At 71.6% G+C, this 17,243-nt stretch carries 16 protein-coding genes and 1 rRNA gene; 11 read left to right on the forward strand and 6 right to left on the reverse strand.

From position 1 onward, the window contains the following. The first annotated feature begins 15 nt into the window (after positions 1 to 15). Positions 16 to 126, forward strand: a 5S ribosomal RNA gene (gene rrf, locus BSZ37_RS03495). Between the two features lie 44 nt (positions 127 to 170). Here the strand turns inward: rrf and tmk are convergent. Beyond that, complete coding sequence (gene tmk, locus BSZ37_RS03500) at positions 171 to 788, reverse strand: dTMP kinase (protein WP_095509206.1); 618 nt, start codon at positions 786 to 788, stop codon at positions 171 to 173. A gap of 192 nt (positions 789 to 980) precedes the next feature. Here tmk and BSZ37_RS03505 point away from each other — a divergent pair, with 192 nt between their 5' ends. From BSZ37_RS03505 to BSZ37_RS03530, 6 genes are all read left to right on the forward strand, one after another. Next, entirely contained in the window at positions 981 to 2,411 is a 1,431-nt protein-coding gene (locus tag BSZ37_RS03505) for a tetratricopeptide repeat protein (protein WP_095509207.1), read from the forward strand. A 42-nt stretch (positions 2,412 to 2,453) separates the two neighbouring features. Continuing rightward, positions 2,454 to 3,332, forward strand: coding sequence for a shikimate dehydrogenase (locus tag BSZ37_RS03510; RefSeq protein WP_095509208.1), 879 nt, complete (start codon positions 2,454 to 2,456; stop codon positions 3,330 to 3,332). Next, positions 3,329 to 4,009, forward strand: coding sequence for a purine nucleoside phosphorylase YfiH/LACC1 family protein (locus BSZ37_RS03515; RefSeq protein WP_095509209.1), 681 nt, complete (start codon positions 3,329 to 3,331; stop codon positions 4,007 to 4,009). Before BSZ37_RS03510 ends, BSZ37_RS03515 begins: the two co-directional genes overlap by 4 nt. Positions 4,010 to 4,051: 42 nt before the next feature. After that, the gene (gene recJ / locus BSZ37_RS03520; RefSeq protein WP_095509210.1) at positions 4,052 to 5,845 is read left to right on the forward strand and encodes a single-stranded-DNA-specific exonuclease RecJ; all 1,794 of its coding nucleotides are present in this window, start codon (positions 4,052 to 4,054) and stop codon (positions 5,843 to 5,845) included. A gap of 290 nt (positions 5,846 to 6,135) precedes the next feature. Then, positions 6,136 to 6,837, forward strand: a complete 702-nt coding sequence (locus tag BSZ37_RS03525) for a ferritin-like domain-containing protein (RefSeq protein ID WP_095509211.1) — start codon at positions 6,136 to 6,138, stop codon at positions 6,835 to 6,837. Between the two features lie 59 nt (positions 6,838 to 6,896). Then, positions 6,897 to 7,706 (forward strand): ferritin-like domain-containing protein, encoded by an 810-nt coding sequence (locus BSZ37_RS03530; RefSeq protein WP_095509212.1) that lies wholly within the window; start codon positions 6,897 to 6,899, stop codon positions 7,704 to 7,706. Positions 7,707 to 7,811: 105 nt separating this feature from the next. Here BSZ37_RS03530 and BSZ37_RS03535 read toward each other — a convergent pair whose 3' ends face one another. The 3 genes from BSZ37_RS03535 to BSZ37_RS03545 all read right to left on the reverse strand — a co-directional run bounded on the left by BSZ37_RS03535 (position 7,812) and on the right by BSZ37_RS03545 (position 10,178). Beyond that, the gene (locus BSZ37_RS03535) at positions 7,812 to 8,309 is read right to left on the reverse strand and encodes a DUF4126 family protein (RefSeq protein ID WP_095509213.1); all 498 of its coding nucleotides are present in this window, start codon (positions 8,307 to 8,309) and stop codon (positions 7,812 to 7,814) included. Continuing rightward, entirely contained in the window at positions 8,306 to 8,521 is a 216-nt protein-coding gene (locus BSZ37_RS03540) for a hypervirulence associated TUDOR domain-containing protein (RefSeq protein WP_095509214.1), read from the reverse strand. The genes BSZ37_RS03535 and BSZ37_RS03540 overlap by 4 nt, the downstream gene beginning before the upstream one ends. 121 nt (positions 8,522 to 8,642) lie before the next feature. Beyond that, positions 8,643 to 10,178 (reverse strand): S8 family serine peptidase, encoded by a 1,536-nt coding sequence (locus BSZ37_RS03545; RefSeq protein WP_095509215.1) that lies wholly within the window; start codon positions 10,176 to 10,178, stop codon positions 8,643 to 8,645. Positions 10,179 to 10,652: 474 nt separating this feature from the next. Here BSZ37_RS03545 and BSZ37_RS03550 point away from each other — a divergent pair, with 474 nt between their 5' ends. The 4 genes from BSZ37_RS03550 (at position 10,653) to BSZ37_RS03565 (ending at position 14,380) form a co-directional block, all read left to right on the forward strand. Further along, positions 10,653 to 11,111, forward strand: a complete 459-nt coding sequence (locus BSZ37_RS03550) for an OsmC family protein (protein WP_095509216.1) — start codon at positions 10,653 to 10,655, stop codon at positions 11,109 to 11,111. A gap of 140 nt (positions 11,112 to 11,251) precedes the next feature. Beyond that, positions 11,252 to 12,838 carry a T9SS response regulator signal transducer PorX gene (porX, locus tag BSZ37_RS03555; RefSeq protein ID WP_095509217.1) on the forward strand — a complete coding sequence of 529 codons (1,587 nt, stop codon included), beginning with the start codon at positions 11,252 to 11,254 and terminating at the stop codon, positions 12,836 to 12,838. Positions 12,839 to 12,911: 73 nt separating this feature from the next. Beyond that, a complete protein-coding gene (locus BSZ37_RS03560; RefSeq protein ID WP_095509218.1) occupies positions 12,912 to 13,769 on the forward strand; it encodes an FAD-binding oxidoreductase in 858 nt (285 codons plus the stop codon). Between the two features lie 89 nt (positions 13,770 to 13,858). Next, complete coding sequence (locus BSZ37_RS03565; protein WP_095509219.1) at positions 13,859 to 14,380, forward strand: hypothetical protein; 522 nt, start codon at positions 13,859 to 13,861, stop codon at positions 14,378 to 14,380. Between the two features lie 2 nt (positions 14,381 to 14,382). Here BSZ37_RS03565 and BSZ37_RS03570 read toward each other — a convergent pair whose 3' ends face one another. Continuing rightward, the gene (locus BSZ37_RS03570; protein ID WP_095509220.1) at positions 14,383 to 15,774 is read right to left on the reverse strand and encodes an endonuclease; all 1,392 of its coding nucleotides are present in this window, start codon (positions 15,772 to 15,774) and stop codon (positions 14,383 to 14,385) included. Next, positions 15,771 to 17,033 (reverse strand): zinc metalloprotease, encoded by a 1,263-nt coding sequence (locus BSZ37_RS03575; RefSeq protein ID WP_095509221.1) that lies wholly within the window; start codon positions 17,031 to 17,033, stop codon positions 15,771 to 15,773. The genes BSZ37_RS03570 and BSZ37_RS03575 overlap by 4 nt, the downstream gene beginning before the upstream one ends. Positions 17,034 to 17,243 lie beyond the last annotated feature (210 nt).

The following is a 17,243-nucleotide window of genomic DNA, read 5'->3' on the forward strand; positions in this document are numbered from 1 at the left end:
GCACGTCACCGACTTCTTGGTGACTATAGCGCGGGGGTTCCACCTCTTCCCATTCCGAACAGAGCCGTTAAGCCCCGCAGCGCCGATGGTACTGCCACATGGTGGGAGAGTAGGTCGTCGCCAAGTCCCTGTGAGCCCCGTCACTCTTGGAGTGGCGGGGCTCTCTTTGTTTATGAGCGCCGGTTGAGGACAGAGAGGGCGTCGCGCAGGATCTGCGTGTGGAGGACCTCGAGGGTCTCGGCTCCGTCGAGCGTCGTGAAGCGGCCCGCGTCCTCCTGTGCGAGGCGCAGGTACCCGGCGCGCACTCGCGTATAGAAGTCGATGTCGGCGCGTTCCATTCGGTCCGCAGCTCGATCTTGTCGCCGGTCGGCGGCGATCTGTGGAGGCAGATCGACGAGATACGTTCGCACGGGAGAGATCCCGTCGGTCGCGAAGGCGTGGAGGTCTCTCATCCAGTCCTTGCCCGCCATTCCCCGTCCAAAACCTTGGTAGGCGGTCGAGGAGTCGAAGAACCGGTCTGCGATGACGACCGAGCCTTTGTTGAGTGCGGGGGCCACGACAGCATCCACGAGTTGGGCCCGAGCAGCAGAAAACAGAAGCAGTTCAGACCGAGGCCGGATCTCCGCTTCGGTATCCAGCAAGAGGGTACGGACCCGTTCTCCCAAGTCAGTCCCGCCAGGCTCGCGGACCTCGACGACCTCAAATCCGCGCTGGCGAAGCGCCCCTGCGAGGAGCCGCGCCTGGGTCGATTTGCCGGATCCATCGATCCCCTCGAAGCTGAAGAACATGCGTTAGACGGTCAGAAGTGGCGTTGTGGAACATCCCCGCGGGATGTCGTAAGAGGGCGACCAAGACGGCGCGAGGTTCTCGCCATCCATTGCATCCCGACAGGGCGCCGGCTATACTAGCCCCGACGGGGTGGAGCCTCGGGCGACCCCCGTTCGTCCCCCACCTGATGCAGAGCCTCGGCTCGACCGCGAATGTTCGACTTCGAGTTCGACGACCCCACCGAAGGTGACCGCTCGGACGACCTGATCGAGGCTTACGAAGCCCACCTCCGCGACGGTGGGCCGGCCTTCTTCGACGTCGACGACTTGGAGTACATCGCTACGACGTACTTCGAAGCGGGGCGACTGACGGACGCGCTGGAAGTCGTGGACGTGCAGATCGAGCGGTCGCCCGGGTCTTCGGATCCTTGGATGCGGCGGGGGATCCTGCTGAACCACTTGGATCGGCACGAGGAGGCGTTGGAGGCGTACAACAAGGCGCTGGGACTGAACCCGGTGGACTCGGAGACCCTCGTTAACCGCGGGATCACGCTCGACACGATCGGTCGGTCTGAAGACGCACTGGAGGACTTCGAGCGCGCGCTCTCATTCGACCCGTTCGCATCCGACGCCCTCTTCAATCGCGCGATCGCGCTGGAGAAGATGGACCAGTTCGAGGACGCGGCTTCGGCCCTCGAAGCGTGTGCCGAGGCCGACCCGGAGCACCCAGAGGTCTGGTACGAGCTCGGCTTCTGCTACGATCAACTCGACCGGCTCGACGACAGCGTCACAGCCTACGACCGCCAGATCGACGTCGACCCGTATGCGCAGAACGCGTGGTACAACCGCGGCATCGTTCTGAACCGGCTCAGCCGGTACGACGAGGCTGTGAGCTCATACGACTTCGCGGTCGCCATCGACGACGGGTTCACGTCGGCGTGGTACAACCGGGGCAACGCGCTCGCCAACCTCGGCGATGCGCAGGGGGCAGCTGACAGCTACCTCAAGGTGCTGGAGTACGAGGATGGCGACGCGGCCACGTTCTACAACCTCGGCCTCGCTTACGACGACCTCGGCGATTACGCCGCCGCCGTCGAGTACTTCCGCCGCGCCGTCGCTGACGACGCGGACTACGCGGACGCGTGGTACGGCATGGGCTGCGCGCTCGACGGGCAAGGTCATTACAACGAGGCACTCGCGTCCTTCGCCCGCGCCATCGCGCTCGCGCCCGAGGAGAGCGAGTACTGGCACGCTCGCGCCGACACCGAGTACAACGCCGGACGGCTCGCCGAGGCGCTGAGGGCCTACACGCATGTCGTCCGCCTCGACCCGGAGAACAAGGACGCGTGGCTTGACCTCGCCGAGACGCGGCTCGAGGCCGGCCTGCGGCTCGAAGCCTTGGACGCCTTCTCGCAGGTCGTGCGTCTCGATCCGACCTCGTCGGAGGCGCACCTCCGCCAGGCCTGGGCGCTCGCGTCCATCGGGCAGCGCGAGAACGCGGTCCGTTCGTTCCGCCGCGCAGCGGAGCTGGACCCGTCGCGGGCCGAGGAGATTCGCCGCGCCTACCCAGATCTGATGGGCGGGGACGCGCGACCCGGCGCCGGCGGCCTCGGTCGGGGCGCCGCAGGAGACGAGCGGGCGTAGCGGGGAGAAGAAATGGGCAGAGCTCCCACGGAGGAGGGGGCCATGTCCAGCGACGGCCGCCAGCGGATCGGAGCCTCGACGGGGCTCGTCGTGCTGCTCGGCGATCCGGTCGGGCATTCGCTGTCGCCGACGCTCCACAACGCGGCGTTTGCGGAACAGGGACTCGATCTCGTCTACCTCGCTTGCGCCGTCGAGGCGGACCGACTGGCGACGGCGATGGATGGGCTCTGGGGGCTCGGCGCGCGCGGCGCGAACGTCACGATCCCTCACAAACGTGACGCGCTCGCGTTCGCCGCCGAGGCGACCCCGACGGCTCGCGCGCTCGGGGCCGCGAACACGCTGATCCGGACCGACAGTGGGTGGAAGGCGGACAACACCGATGTCGCGGGCTTCCTCGCGCCGCTTGTCGAGCATCGCCGGGAGCTGGCCGATGCGAGCGTCGTGGTGTTCGGCGCGGGAGGGGCGGCGCGGGCGGTGGTCTACGGCGCTGCGGTTGGCCTGGGCGCGAGAACCGTGACGATCGTGGCACGGCGGCCGGAGCAGGCCGAGGGCCTGGCGGATGATCTCAGCGATGCGGTGGGCGAGACGGAGCTGCGAGTGTCGACACCCGCCGACGCCACACAGAGCGTCCGTGACGCCGCGCTCGTCGTCAACGCGACGCCGCTGGGGATGGGCGATGGACGGGCACCGTGGCCCAACGACACCGACTTTCGCGGCGGGCAGGTCGTCTACGATCTCGTCTATCGACCGGCACGGACTCCGCTGCTAGCGGCGGCTGAAGCGAACGGCGCGATCTCCATCGGCGGCCTCCCGATGCTCCTCGGCCAGGCTGCCGACGCCTATCGCCAGTGGACCGGCCGCGACGTTCCGCTTGCCGTCGCCCGAGCGGCGGCCCTTACAGCCCTCGGACAAGACGCATGACCGACGCCATCCTCCACCCGGACATGGCCGACGGTCGCCTCGTCGCCGGGTTCACGACGCGCGCCTTCTCACCCGAGACCGACTCGCTCGACGACGCCCGCGCCCGCCTCGGGGAGACGCTGGGGATGCCCGTCGCATCCGTCGGCCAGGTCCATGGGGCCGACGTGGCAGTCGTTCGCGAGGCCCGGCATGTGAACGCTCACGACGGACTCGTCACCGACCGGGCCGGTCTCGTGCTGAGCGTCGTCGCGGCGGACTGCGCGCTCGTGCTGCTGGCCGATGCCGAGGCCGGCGTCGTCGGCGCGTGTCACAGCGGGTGGCGCGGGACCGTCGCCGGAATCGTCGACCAAACAGTGCGAGCGATGACGGGCCTCGGCGCCGAGCCGGAGCGGACTCGGGCCTACCTCGCCCCGTGCATCTCGGCCGAGGCGTTCGAGGTCGGCGAGGAGGTGGCGGCCCAGTTCGACGACGCGGTCGTCGTCCGACGGGCGGAGTGGCCGCGCCCCCACGTCGACCTCCGCGCCGACCTCGTTCGCCAGCTCGCCGAGGCGGGCGTCTCGGACGTCGAGGTGGACGGGAGCTGTACCGTCGGCGACGACCGGTTTTACTCGTACCGGGCCGAGGGCGGGACGCCGGGTCGGATGCTCGGCTTCGTCGGGATCAGGGAGATCCCCTAGCGCCGAGTATCTTCGCGGTCACAGAACGATGATCGCACCGATATGCCCGACGCTACCCCGGCCGGGGTCTCCGACGTGGAGACCGCCGCCCCCGACACACGCTGGACCCTCCGCCCGGTTGAGGACGAGCTCCTCGTCGACGCCCTCGCGGCCGACCTGAACAAGCTCCCGCACGCCCTCGCTCGCTCGCTCGCTCTCCGTGGCGTCCGCAGCTTCGACGACGCGCACACGTTTTTCCGGCCGTCGCTCTCGCGCCTCCACGACCCCCACCGGATGCGCGACATGGACCGGGCCGTCGCCCGCGTCGCCGCCGCCATCTGGGGGCAGGAGCGCGTCCTGGTTTACGGCGACTACGACGTCGACGGGACGACGTCGACGGCGATGATGACGACGTTCCTCCAAAGCCAGGGCCTGGAGGTCAGCTTCTTCATCCCCAACCGGTTCGAGCACGGGTACGGCATCAGCGAGGCCGGCATCGACATCGCCGCCGAGCGCGGAGCCACGCTCATCGTCGCCCTCGACTGCGGCATCACGGCCGTCGACGAGGTGGCCTACGCGTCGTCGAAGGGGATCGAGATGGTCATCTGCGACCACCACACGCCGGGCGACGTGCTGCCGGCCGCCGCGGCGGTCCTCGACCCGAAGCGCCTCGACTGCGAGTACCCGTTCGACGGGCTCAGCGGCTGCGGCGTCGGGTTCAAGCTGATCCAAGCCGTCATCGCGGAGCTGGGCCTGCCGGAGGAGGAGGCGTGGCCGTACCTCGACCTCGTCGCCGTGAGCACCGCCTGCGACATCGTCCCGATGGTGGGCGAGAACCGCGTGCTGATGCGGGCCGGACTGAAGCAGCTGTGCGACGCCCCCCGCGTCGGGATCGTGGCCCTGGCGGAGCGCGCGAACGTGGACCTCAACGCGTGCACGTCGTCGAAGATGGTGTTCCAGATCGGCCCGCGGATCAACGCCGCCGGCCGGATCGACGACGCGAGCGTGGCCGCCGAGCTCCTCGCCTCGACCGACCCCGACCAGGCCCGCCGCCTCGTCGACGCCATCGAGGCCCTCAACCTCCGCCGCCGCGAGCTCGACCGCCAGACGCGCGACGAGGCGTTCGAGATCGCCGAGCGGCAGATGCAGGACGACCCGCTCGCGCTCGTCGTCTACAAGCCCGGCTGGCACCCCGGCGTCATCGGCATCACCGCGAGCCGCGTGGCCGAGCAGTTCCACCGGCCGACGGTCCTCCTCACGTCGAACGGCGTCGCGAGCACGGCGAAGGGCTCGGCGCGATCGGTCAAGGGAATCTCGATCTACGAGGCGCTCTCGCACTGCTCCGACCTCCTCGACCGGTTCGGCGGGCACGCCTTCGCGGCGGGCCTCGCGCTCCCCATCGAGCGCGTCGACACGCTCCGCGACCGGCTCCAAGAGGCCGTCGGCCTCGCCGTCGCCGACACCGACGACCTCATCCCCGAGGTCGAGATCGACGCGCCCCTCCACCTCGCCGAGGTCACGCCCCGCTTCTGGAGCGTGCTCAAGCAGTTCGGCCCGCACGGCCCCGACAACCTCCGACCGACGTTCTGGGGCCGCGGCCTGAAGGTCGTTGGCCAGCCGTCGTGTGTCGGCGCGCAGAAGCAGCACCTTCGGATGCGCGTGGCCCAGATCGACGGCGGGCCGACGTTCTCCGTCATCGGCTTCGGGCTGGCGGACCGGTACGACGCCGCGCTCACGAGCGTCCGCCGGGGCCGACCCCTCGAGCTCGCCTTCCAGGTCGACGAGAACACGTGGAACGGGCGGACGACGCTCCAGCTCCGCGCCCAGGACCTCCGCCTCGACGCCGAGGCGGGGTGAGCCGCCCGCTCTGAGGGCTGGAGGCCGGGCCGGTTCGGGAACCGATCCGGCGGTCCGAAGGGGGCTCCGGGACGTGGAATGAACGACCCCGAGTTGGAGACCGGGGCGGAGACTCCATCCGCTCTCGTCCGTGTTGTGAAGCGTCCGCGAACGGCATAGGGAATGGGATGACTGTCCTGTAGGACCAGTGCGCAGATGGGGTCCGGGGCGGACATATGCCGCGGAGGTGACGGTTGGACGAACACCACGCAGCCCCGCTGCATCGCTCCTCCCTGTCCCCCTCCCCCTCCATGTCCTCCACTCTCCTCAAGGACGCCTCGGCCGCCACCAGCCGGCGCGACTTCTTCAAGCGGGCCGGCTTCGGGCTGGGCGCCGCGGCGGCGGCCGTCTCGCTCCAGGCCTGCGACTCCGACGACCCCATCGACGGCGACGTCGTCACGCTCAACTTCGCCAACGACTTCGGCGTGCTGAACTACGCCTACGCCCTTGAGCAGCTCGAGGCCGGCTTCTACGCCACCGTCATCGGTGACGCCGCGTTCAACGCGACGTTCAACGCCGACGAGCGGGCCATCTTCCAGGACCTCGCCGCCCACGAGGCGATCCACCGCGACTTTTTCGAGGCCGCGATCATGGGCGCCGGCGGCAACCCGATCCCGGACCTCACGCCGGACTTCTCGTCGATCGACTTCTCCGACCGGAGCAACGTGCTCGCCGTCGCGCAGACGTTCGAGGACCTCGGGGTGAGTGCGTACAACGGCGCCGGCAAGTACATCCAGAGCGCTGCCTACCTCACGCTCGCGGGCAAGATCGTGTCCGTCGAGGCCCGCCACGCCTCGGTCATCGCCGGCCTCATCACGCCGAACTCGATCGCCGCCAGCGGCCAGATCGACGCGAACGGGCTCGACAAGGCGCTGGAGCCGAGCGCCGTGCTCGCCGCCGCCGGTGCCTACATCCAGGACGACATCGCCCTGACCAACGTCCCCACGGTCTAGCGCGCCCGCTCGCCGTCCATCGCCCGCGCTCTGTGGGCTCCCTTCCGATTCCCCCTCCGATGAACTCCCTCCTCACCTTCTTCGACACAGAGACGGCCGTGCAGTCGCGCCGCAATGCCCTCGGCACCGTCGGCAAGCTCGGCCTCGGCGCCGCGCTCGCGTCCGTCCCGTTTCTCAAGCCGGGCGTGGCCCGCGCGCAGTCCGGCAGCGGCGACGTCGCCATCTTGAACTACGCGCTCACCCTCGAATACCTCGAGCGCTCGTTCTATCGGCAGGCCCTCGACTCGGGCACGATCCCGGGTGACGTCCGCCCGCTGTTCCAGACGATCTACGACGACGAGGCCGCGCACGTCGACTTCCTCCGCGGCGCGCTTGAGGGCGCCGGCGCCAACCCCGTCGACTACACCGACAGCGACTTCGCGTTCGGCGACTTCGTGACCTCGTTTGCCGGCATCGCCGCGCTCGCGCAGGGCCTCGAGGACACGGGCGTCCGCGCCTACAAGGGGCAGGCCGCCGCGATCTCGACGCCGGCCTACCTCCAGGCCGCGCTCCAGATCCACTCGGTCGAGGCCCGCCACGCCGCGGCGATCCGCCGGCTCAGCCAGAGCCCGGCCGCCCAGGGGTGGATCCCGAACAGTCAGCCCGACGCGCCGGCCCCCATCGCGCCCGTCTACGGCGCTGGCTCCCCCGCGTCGCAGTTCCCCGCCGAGGGCAACACGACCCAGGGTGGCGTCCAGCTGACGACCGCGCTCTCGGGCTACTCCGCCACGGAGATCTCGGCGGCCTTCGACGAGCCCCTCGACATGGACACGGTGCTCGGCATCGCCGGCCAGTTCATCACGGGTAGCGAGGGCGACGGGAACGACTAAGCCCCTGGTCCAGCCGATACACCGAGCGCCCGGCTTCTTCGGAGGCCGGGCGCTCGTCTGTCGTGCCTTCCGACTCCTTCCGCCTCGGCGCCGAGGCGGAGGTGGCTAGCCGACGGCGTCGCGTGCCGCGATCACGCTGATCCCGATGGCGAGTGCGTCCTCGACGATGGCGACCGCCGGGTCCGGCAGGTCGAACTGTTCGCCGGCCCGCTTCCGCAACTCCATCATCGCGAACGAGGAGCCGGCCGCGCTGGCGGCACCGACGAGCGCGGGGAGAATCGGGTTCTGGCGGCGGACGGCGGCGACGGCGGCCCCGGCGAGCGCGCCCGACCCGATCCGGCCGAGGAGCGGCGCGACGTCCGTTCGGGCCGGCGTGATCGGGAGCTTGTCGCCGATGAGCTCGCCGGCTGCGGCCAGCGGGAGAAGCGACGCCGCGCGGTCGGAGCCTAGCGCGGCGGCCGGCTGGCGGCGGCGGCGGGCGAGCTGCGGGATGCGGGGCGTCGACCCGGCGAGCGTCCGGGAGAGGACGGCGAGCGGCATCATGCTGCGCATGCCCGAGGCCCAACCGAGCGCGGCGGCGAGGACGGAGGTCGGCGCGCTCATGCCTTCGAGAGCTCGCTCTCGGACTTCAGGACGTGGTCGCCGTCGTCCTGTTCGACGAGGTAGGCAGGGTTGTCATCGTCGGCGTCGCGGGTGACCTCGGTGCCCTGGAGAGTCCGGGTGACCCGATCGGTGAACGACTCCTGGACGGTGCCCGTCCCGGTGCCGTCGCCCCAATTCCATTGGACCTTGTCGCCTGTGCTGTATGCCGGCATGGTGGGTGTGAGAGTTCGCCCCTCGGACCCGGCGCGCACGGTCGGAGGTCCGCGGCCCGAAACGAATCAGGGCCGGCCCCACGACGGAGCCGGCCCTGACGAGCGGTTCGCCGAGGCGGAGTTACTCGCTGCGGCGGGCCGGCATGGAGGCGCCCGACCGCTGGGCCGCCAACTGGACCGCCGCCGCTGCGTTGACGACGCCGCCGGTCACGGAGAGCGTCGTAAAGGGCACGGCCTCGTCGGCGCCCGGCCGCGTGGCCTCCACCTCGTACGGCGTGACCGAGTCGAGGAGGATCTGGCGGACGTCTTCGGCCGAGAGTTCGGGGAAGTAGGCCATCACGAGCGCCGCGACGCCCGCCACGATCGGCGAGGCGAAGCTCGTCCCGTTGGCCGTCTGGATCCCGCCCCCCGGCTTGAGCGACGTCACGCCCTCACCCGGCGCGAACAGGTCGACACCCGTCTGGCCGTAGTTCGAGAAGCTGGCCGCGAGGGCCGCGTCGCTGGGCGTGCTCGCGCCGACCTCGAGCCAGCCGCCCGAGACCGTCCCGTCGAGGAGCGTCCGCGTCGGGTAGTTGTCCTCGACATCGATGTCCTCGCCCGAGTTGCCAGCGGCGTGGACGAGCAGGACGCCGTTCTCGACGGCGTAGGCCACGGCCGCGTCGACGGCCGCCTTCTGGGGCGAGTAGGCCTTGCCGAAGCTCATGTTGACGACGTCGGCGCCGTTGTCGACGGCGTAGCGGATGGCGTTGGCGACGTCCTTGTCGCGCTCGTCACCGCCGGGCACGGCGCGGAGCACCATGATCCGGGCCGGTGCGATGCCGTCGATGCCGAGGTCGTTGCCGCGCGCGGCGGCCACGAGGCCGGCCACGCCTGTGCCGTGGTTCGGGTCCGGCCCGGCCACGTCGGCGTTGCCGTAGAGCCGCTCCGCGACGTCGGCGTAGTCGTCGCCCACGACGCCACGCGGGTCGTAGTCGGGGTTGAGCCCATACTCGAGCCGGCTCTCGATGCTCTCGGCAAAGTCCTCGAGGTCGGAGAGGCTGGCGCCCTGCTGGGCGAGGAAGGACAGCGCGCGGACGTCGTCGTCTTCGTCGGCGTCGCTGAGGGTGTAGTCGTCGCCGTGCTTCTCGCGCATCCGGGCGTCCTCGGCGCGGGCGGTCGTGAGGAGCGGGCCGAGCTGGACGGCCTGCTGGGCGAGCGGCCGGCGTTCCTCTTCGAGCGCGGCCTCGAGCGTGTCGCAGTCGGAGTAGGTCGCGTCCGGCGTGCCGGCGCGGCAGAGCGCCACGAGGCGGGCGAGCTCGTACGTGTCGTGCTCGACGTTCTCGCCGTCGGCGCCCCCGAGGAAGCTCCACCCGTGGACGTCGTCGACGTAGCCGTTGCCGTCGTCGTCGACGCCGTTGCCGGCGACCTCGTCATCGTTCGTCCAGAGGACCGGCACGAGGTCCGGGTGCGTGACGTCGACGCCGGAGTCGATGATGGCGACGACGACCTCGGAGGGCGCGCGGTCGCCGAGGGCCGCGTAGGCCGCGTCGAGGCTGATGCCGGCGACGCCGTCGGCGTCGCGGTCGAGGAGGTGCCAGTTCTCGGGCGGGGCGTCCTGGGCGAGGGCGGCCGGCGCGGCCAGCGCGAGGGCGCCGAGGACGAGGGATCGGAAGCTCATGGGGTAAGGAGCGAGAGTCGGGAGGCGCCGGCCGCGTCACGGGCGGCGGCGCGCGGAGCACACACAACGGGGCCCCGGCGCATCTGTTACGTGCGCCGGGGCCCCGGAAGATCGCGCCAGACGTCGCCTCCGACTCCGCCCGCCTCGACGTCGAGGCGGGCGGAGTCGGACAGTGGCTTCACCAAATCTGCTCGGTCGTGACGGCTGGTGCCCGGCGTAGCCTTGCCTCATGACCCGCCCCGCTGCTCTCATCGCCTCCACGACCGACCGCCTCGCGGCCGGCATGGCGATGATGTGTCGTGGGATGATGGCCCCCCCGGGGCTGCGCGGGTAAGGGCCGACCGGCCCCGTCATTTTTGGCGCCTGCGCTCCCGGCCGAGCGTGGGCGCTGTCGTTTGATACGGGAGCGGTCATCGAGTCGGTCAGGATCGGAGGCGTCGCCTTCACCCCACACCGCCCGCGAGGGCCCGACCGATGTCCGACCTCCTCACCTTCGCCGTCCGCGGGACGGCCGACACCGCCGCGCGCACGACCGTCCGCGCCCGCGACTTCTCCCTCGTCGTCGACGAGCCGCCGTCGCTCGGCGGCGACGACCTCGGCGCCAACCCCGTCGAGTACCTCCTGGCCGGGTTCGCCGGCTGCCTCAACGTCGTCGGGCACCTCGTGGCCCAGGAGCAGGGGCTCACGATCCGATCGCTCGACGTCGAGGTGTCGGGCCCGCTCGACCCGGCCCGCCTGTTCGGCCAGGACACCGAGGCCCGCGCCGGCTTCCAGCACATCGAGGTCGCGCTCCACGTCGACGCCGACGCCGACGAGGCCGCGCTCGAGCGGTGGGTGCGGACGGTCGAGGAACGGTGCCCCATCTCCGACAACCTCCGCCAGCCGACGCCGGTCCACCTCGGTGTCGTCCGCACGGCCGGCGCGCCGGCCTGACCTGCCGACCCCGCCCGCCTCGACAGCGAGGCGGGCGGACTCGTGGGGGCCGGGCACTCTCCCGGCGGTTGCGGCGTTGAGCCCCCACACTGCCCCCGCGCCTCTCGCTCGTCGCTACGCCCTTCACCTCTGCCAGCCGCATGCCCCGCATCCTCTGGGCCGACGACGAGATCGACCTCCTCAAGCCCCACGTCCTCTTCCTCGAAGCCAAGGGCTACGCCGTCGATACGGTGTCGAACGGCGCCGACGCCGTCGACCGTGTGAAGGCGGGCGGCGGGTACGACGTCGTCTTTCTCGACGAGCAGATGCCCGGCCTCGGCGGGCTCGACGCGCTCCAGGAGATCAAGGGGGCCCGCCCCGAAACGCCCGTCGTGATGATCACGAAGAGCGAGGAGGAGCACATCATGGAGGACGCGATCGGCCGCCAGATCGCCGACTACCTCATCAAGCCGGTCAACCCGAAGCAGATCCTGCTCTCGGTCAAGAAGATCCTCCAGGGCGCCCAGATCCGCGGCGAGGCCGTCCAGCGCGACTACCTCCAGGGCTTCGGCCAGCTCTCCGCCCGGATCGGCGGCGACCTCGACGCGACCGAGTGGACCGAGGTCTACGAGCAGCTCGTCCGCCACGACCTCGACCTCGAAGGCGCCGACGAGGGCGTCCGCCAGATCCTCGATGACCAGTACCGCGAGGCCAACGACCGCTTCGCCGGGTTCGTCGAGGACCGCTACCCGCGCTGGATCGAGGAGGCCCGCGCCGGCGAGAAGCCGCGCCGCGACCGACCGACGCTGAGCCACGAGCTGCTCCCGAGCAAGGTTCTCCCCCACCTCGGCGACGTCGGCAAGAAGCCCGAGCGGCCCGTCGTGTTCTTGCTGGTCGACTGCATGCGGTACGACCAGTGGCTCCTCTTCGAGCGCCACCTCCACGGGCTCTACGACGTCGAGCGCGACTGGCACTTCGGGCTGCTCCCGACGGCCACGCCGTTCTCGCGCAACGCCATCTTCGGCGGGATGCTCCCCATCGACCTCGCCAAGCGGTTCCAGAGCTACACCGTCGACGAGCGCCAGGACGAGTCGTCGCTCAACGCGCACGAGGACGAGTACCTCCAAGACCTCCTCGACCGGAAGCACCGCGGCGACGTCCGCCTCCGCTACGACAAGCTCATCAGCCAGGCCGACGGCGTGTCTTTCGCCGACCGCGTGGCGGACTACCTCCAGCACGACCTCTCGGCCGTCGTCGTCAACTTCGTCGACATCCTGGCCCACTCGCGGAGCGACACGAAGATCCTCAAGGAGATCGCGCCGGACGTGCCGGCCTACCGCGCGCTCACGGGCGCGTGGTTCGAGCACAGCTGGCTGCTGGCGGCGCTCCAGGAGTTCGCCCGCCACGACTGCACGATCGTCGTGAGCACCGACCACGGCGCCGTCCGCGCGCTCCACCCCACGAAGGTGATCGGCGACCGCGAGACGTCCACGAGCCTCCGCTACAAGCACGGCCGGAACCTCAAGGTCGACGGCGACGACGCCATCTTCGTCAAGGAGCCGGAGACCTACGGCCTGCCGCGGCTGGGCATCAACGAGAACTACATCTTCGCCAAGGGCGACTCGTACTTCGTCTACCCGACGAACTACAACCGGTACGTGAACCAGTACCGCGACACGTTCCAGCACGGCGGCGTGACGATGGAGGAGTGCCTCCTCCCAGTGGTCACGCTCCGGCCGAAGGGCTGACCGACCCCGCCCGCCTCGGCAACTCTCCCGAGGCGGGCGGATCGAGACGACGCGCCGTGCCCTACGTTGCGGCATGGACGCCCCGCCTCCCGGCTACCTCGCGGCGACCGTCGAGCGACGCCTCGACGTCACGGACGACCTCGCTGTCTTCTGGCTCCGTCCGCCGGAGCCGCTCGCGTTCCGGCCCGGCCAGTACGTCACGCTCGCCGCGCCGGGCGACGCCGGCCGGCCCGTCAAGCGGGCCTACTCCGTCGTCTCCGCACCGCACGAAGCCCTGGTCGAGCTCGTCGTCGAGCTCGTCCACGACGGGGCGCTGACGCCCGACCTGTGGCGGCTCCGCGCGGGCGACGTCGTGTGGGTCCGGAAGAAGGTCGTCGGGCAGTTCCTCCTCGACGCCGAGCGGACGCGCCATGTCATGGCGTGCACCGTGACCGGCATCGCCCCGTTCCTGTCGATGATCCGGGCCCACGCCGCCGCGCGCGATGCCGGTGCCGAGGTGCCCGACCACCGGTTCCTGGTCGTCCACGGCGCGAGCCGGTCGGTCGAGCACGGCCCGTACCGCGACGAGCTGATGCTGTGCGCCGAGGGCGGCTGGGTCACGTGTGTCCCGACCGTGAGCCGGCCGTGGGAGGACCCCGAGTGGGCGGGCGAGGTCGGCCGGGTCGAGGACGTCCTCCGCAAGCACCTCGACGGCCTCGGGTGGCCGGCGGGCGAGGTCGCCGGCTACGCCTGCGGCAACCCCAACATGATCGAGACCGCGCTCGGCGTCCTCCGCCGGGCGGGCGTCGATCCAGCGCACCTCCACGAGGAGAAATACTTCACCGTCGCCGAGCCCGCGCCCGAGGCGGTGCCCGCTCCGCCGCCGGCGCCCTCGCCGTCCGGGCGCGGACCGGGCTCGATCACGCTCAAGGCCGTGCCCCGCACGCCGTGAGCCCCGTGCCGGCGCGCCGCCGTGGCGAGCAGCCCTTGGAGGCCGCCCTCTCCGAGAGGCATCTTCTCCCCCCTGACTCCCGCCAGCCCATGCGCCTTCTCGCCCTCGCCCTCCTGCTCCCGGCCGTCTCGGCCCAACCGCAGGTCGGCGCACGCCAGCCCGCCGCCGACCCCGCCGACGTGTCGACGCTCGACGGCATCGTCGCGGCCTACTACGAGGTCGTCTCCGGCCCGGCGGGCCAGCCGCGCGACTGGGCCCGCGACAGCACGCTCCACCACCCGGACGCCCTCATCCTGATCCCCGGCACCGACGCCGACGGCGCGACGACGCTGGAGGCGACCGACCTCGCCGGCTACCACGCCCGGAGCGGCGGGATCGCGGAGGCGGGCTTTTTCGAGCACGAGATCGCGCGGCGGGTCGAGCGGCACGGCGCCGTCGCCCACGTCTGGAGCACGTACGAGTGGCGGCAGGCGGCGGACGGCCCCGTCGGCGGGCAGGGCGTGAACAGCATCCAACTGGTCCACGACGGGGCGCGCTGGTGGATCGTGTCGTGGATGTTCGACGGGCGGCGAGACGCCCCGCCGGTGCCGGAGCCGTACCTGCCGCAGTAGCCTCAGCGGCCGGGCGTCGCCGGGGCGAGCCGCCAGCCGCCGGCGGTCCGCTGGAGCGACTGCCCGCGCGGCGTGTCCGGCCCTTCGGCCGCGCCGAGGTCCATCGAGCGGAGGCCGAAGGCCGGGCCGTCCGTGCCCTCGAACGCGCCCTCGTAGCTGAGGAGCTCGGCGACGGCGCCGTCCGGCCCGACGAGCGCGACGCCGTCGGGCGAGCCGTTCTGGAGGCCGGGCGTGTCGGCCCACACCGCGCCCGAGGCGGGCAGGGCGCCGGCCAGCGCGACCTCGTCGTAGACCCGTCCGCCGTTCCCGTTGTAGAGGACGAGCCGCCAGCCGTCGAGCGACGTGCCGGGCGGGCCGGCCACCTCAACCCCTTCGCCGGCGTCCTCGCCTGCGTTGTCGTAGTGGATCTCGGTGATCCGGAGCGGACCCCTCGACTCGCCCGGCCTCGGCGCCGAGGCGGGGGGAGCCGAGGCACCGAGTTGGGATCCGCCGGTCGGGGTCTGCCCTCCCCCGCCCCAGAGCCGGTCCGCCAGCGACGGGTCGAGGACGAACGGGTTCTCCGTTCCCTGGAGCGAGGCGACCCAGGCGCTCCGGGCGCGCTCCCCGGCGTCGGGCGGGTCGAGGCGGTTCCAGGTCAAGAGGTCGGCCTCCATGGCGCGGAAGAAGCTGGGCTCCGCGAGCTCGGGGTAGACGGCCGCGACGTAGAACACGGCCCTCGCCACGTCTCCTTTCTTCGGTTCGGGCGGCTCGAAGCGGCCGGCGCCGCGCTCGGCCCAGGCGTCGCGCTCGGCGTCGGGCGGGCGCGACTGGCTCTGGTCGCGGAGGTACCACGCGTCGGAGTCCTCGTCGTCGATCTCGCCGAACGGGAGGTTGCCACGCGACGAGTTGACGGTCTGGCGGGCCGGAAACAGGTGGTGGAGGTCGCTCTTGAGCGGCTCGGTGCGCGCGCCCATCGACTGCGGCCAGACGTGCTCGGCGTTGATCTCGAGCCGCATCGCCTCGGCCGACGGGTCGCCCGGGGGCAGCGTCACGCAGTAGGCCGAGTAGACGCCACAGAGCGTGCCGGTCGTCTCCTGCTCGTGCGCGTAGAGGACGTCGCGGGCACGCGTGTAGCCGAGCGTCCCGGTGGGGGAGTAGTCGCGGTCGATCGCCGCCGCCAGCGCCTCGGCGCCGAGGCCGGGGAAGAGGCCGCCGTCGACCGCCGCGGGGGCGTCCGCCTCGGTGCCGAGGCGGGCCGAGTCGTCGAACGAGCCGGCCGTCGAGACGCCGTCGTCGCGGAAGGGGCCGGCCGTCTGGGCGCCGTCACCGCCGCAGGCGGCCAGCGCCACGGTCCACAAGCCGAGGGTCGCGGCCCGGCCCCAGGCCCTCCCGCTCATGCCGAGTGCCCCGCTCACGTCTCCTCGTCCACGTAGGCCACGTGGCGGAAGTACGTCTGGTCCTCGAAGCTGCCGCCGAGCGCGCCGACGCCGAGGCCGAGCGCGGCGACGAAGCCGGCGAACGCGAGCACGTCGTCGTGCCCGACCGGGTGCCCCAGCGAGGCGGCCCAGCCGTCGAGGATCGGAGCGTCGAAGAAGAGGGTCCGCAGGACGAGCGTCGTGCCGAAGAGGAGGCCCCACGTCGTGCTCATGCCGAGGCCGAGCGCGAGGAGGATCGAGACGGCCTGGACCACCTGCTGCTCGGTCCGCGCCTGGCCATGACGGCGGGCGAGGAGTCCCTGTTTGCGGACGAGGTACGCGCTCGTCCCGACGATCGCGACGGCGGAGAGGGCGCCGACGAGCGCGAGCGGCTGGCGCGTCCCGAGGTCCCACGCCTCGGCCGTCATCACGAGCACGACGAGCGTCGAGAACGCGGCCGTCGTGAGCTTCGAGAGCTGGAACGGGAACCGCCAGGGCCGGATCTGGACGACCGTGTCGGCGATGTCGGCCCAGTTGAGGAGGACGGCCTTCACGACGAAGGCGGCGTCACTGAGCCGCTCGAACGCCGTCTCCTCTTCCATCCGGGGGTCGGCCACGTCGTGGAGCTCGGCCTCGATCTCGGACCGGTTGGGCTCGGTGAACGAGAGCGACGAGAGGTCGAGGTCCGACGGCGAGCGCGGCGCGTGCATGACGGCGTCCTCGCGGAGTTCGTGGTCGAGCCCGTTGAGGTGGCCGAAAGCGTGGAGCGCGAGGGCGGCCAGCCGGTGGCCCATCCGCTCGGTGCGCTCGGCGTCGGTCATGCCGGAATCGCGGACGCCCGGGTCGATGCGGGCCATCGAAAGGGCGGCCGTGTCGAGCGCCTGCGCCGGCGTCGCGAGGGCGAACGGGCGGAACCGGGCGCGGAGGTCGGTGGCGGTCACGACGAGCGCGAAGTCCCATCCGGCCACGCGACGCTCCGTGACGCCCGCGTCGAGGAGGTCGACCGGCTCAGCCTCGGCGCCGCCCGTCCCGAGGTCGCGGCGGCGGAGGAACGGGAACGACCACGCGAACCCGGGGAGCTCGCGCTGGAGCGCCTCGCGGACGAGCGCGCGGGCCCGGTTGAACGCGTCGCGCTGCGTGTCGTCGAGTGGCCCGGCCTGGACCCACCCCACGACGACGTCGGGCACGTGCAGTGCGGCCGGTGCCGCCGCGTCGACCGCCGCTGCGTCCGCGGGCGTTTCGGGGGGGCTCTTGCTCATGCCCGCAAGATCGCACCGTCGCCCGCCCTCGCCTGCCGGACGCAACCTCACGCCGCCGCAGCCGAATCGCCCGGGTCCATCCGTTCCCACTAGCGAACGCCCGCCACCGGCGGGACCTTCCGACCGTTGGCGGTCTCGACCTCGACGCCGAGGCGGGCCGACCCGGCCTCCTCCCCCCCCCCCGTCTAACCCCTCTCATCCTGAGCAGAG

The organism is Rubrivirga marina (assembly GCF_002283365.1).
GTDB lineage: Bacteria > Bacteroidota > Rhodothermia > Rhodothermales > Rubricoccaceae > Rubrivirga > Rubrivirga marina.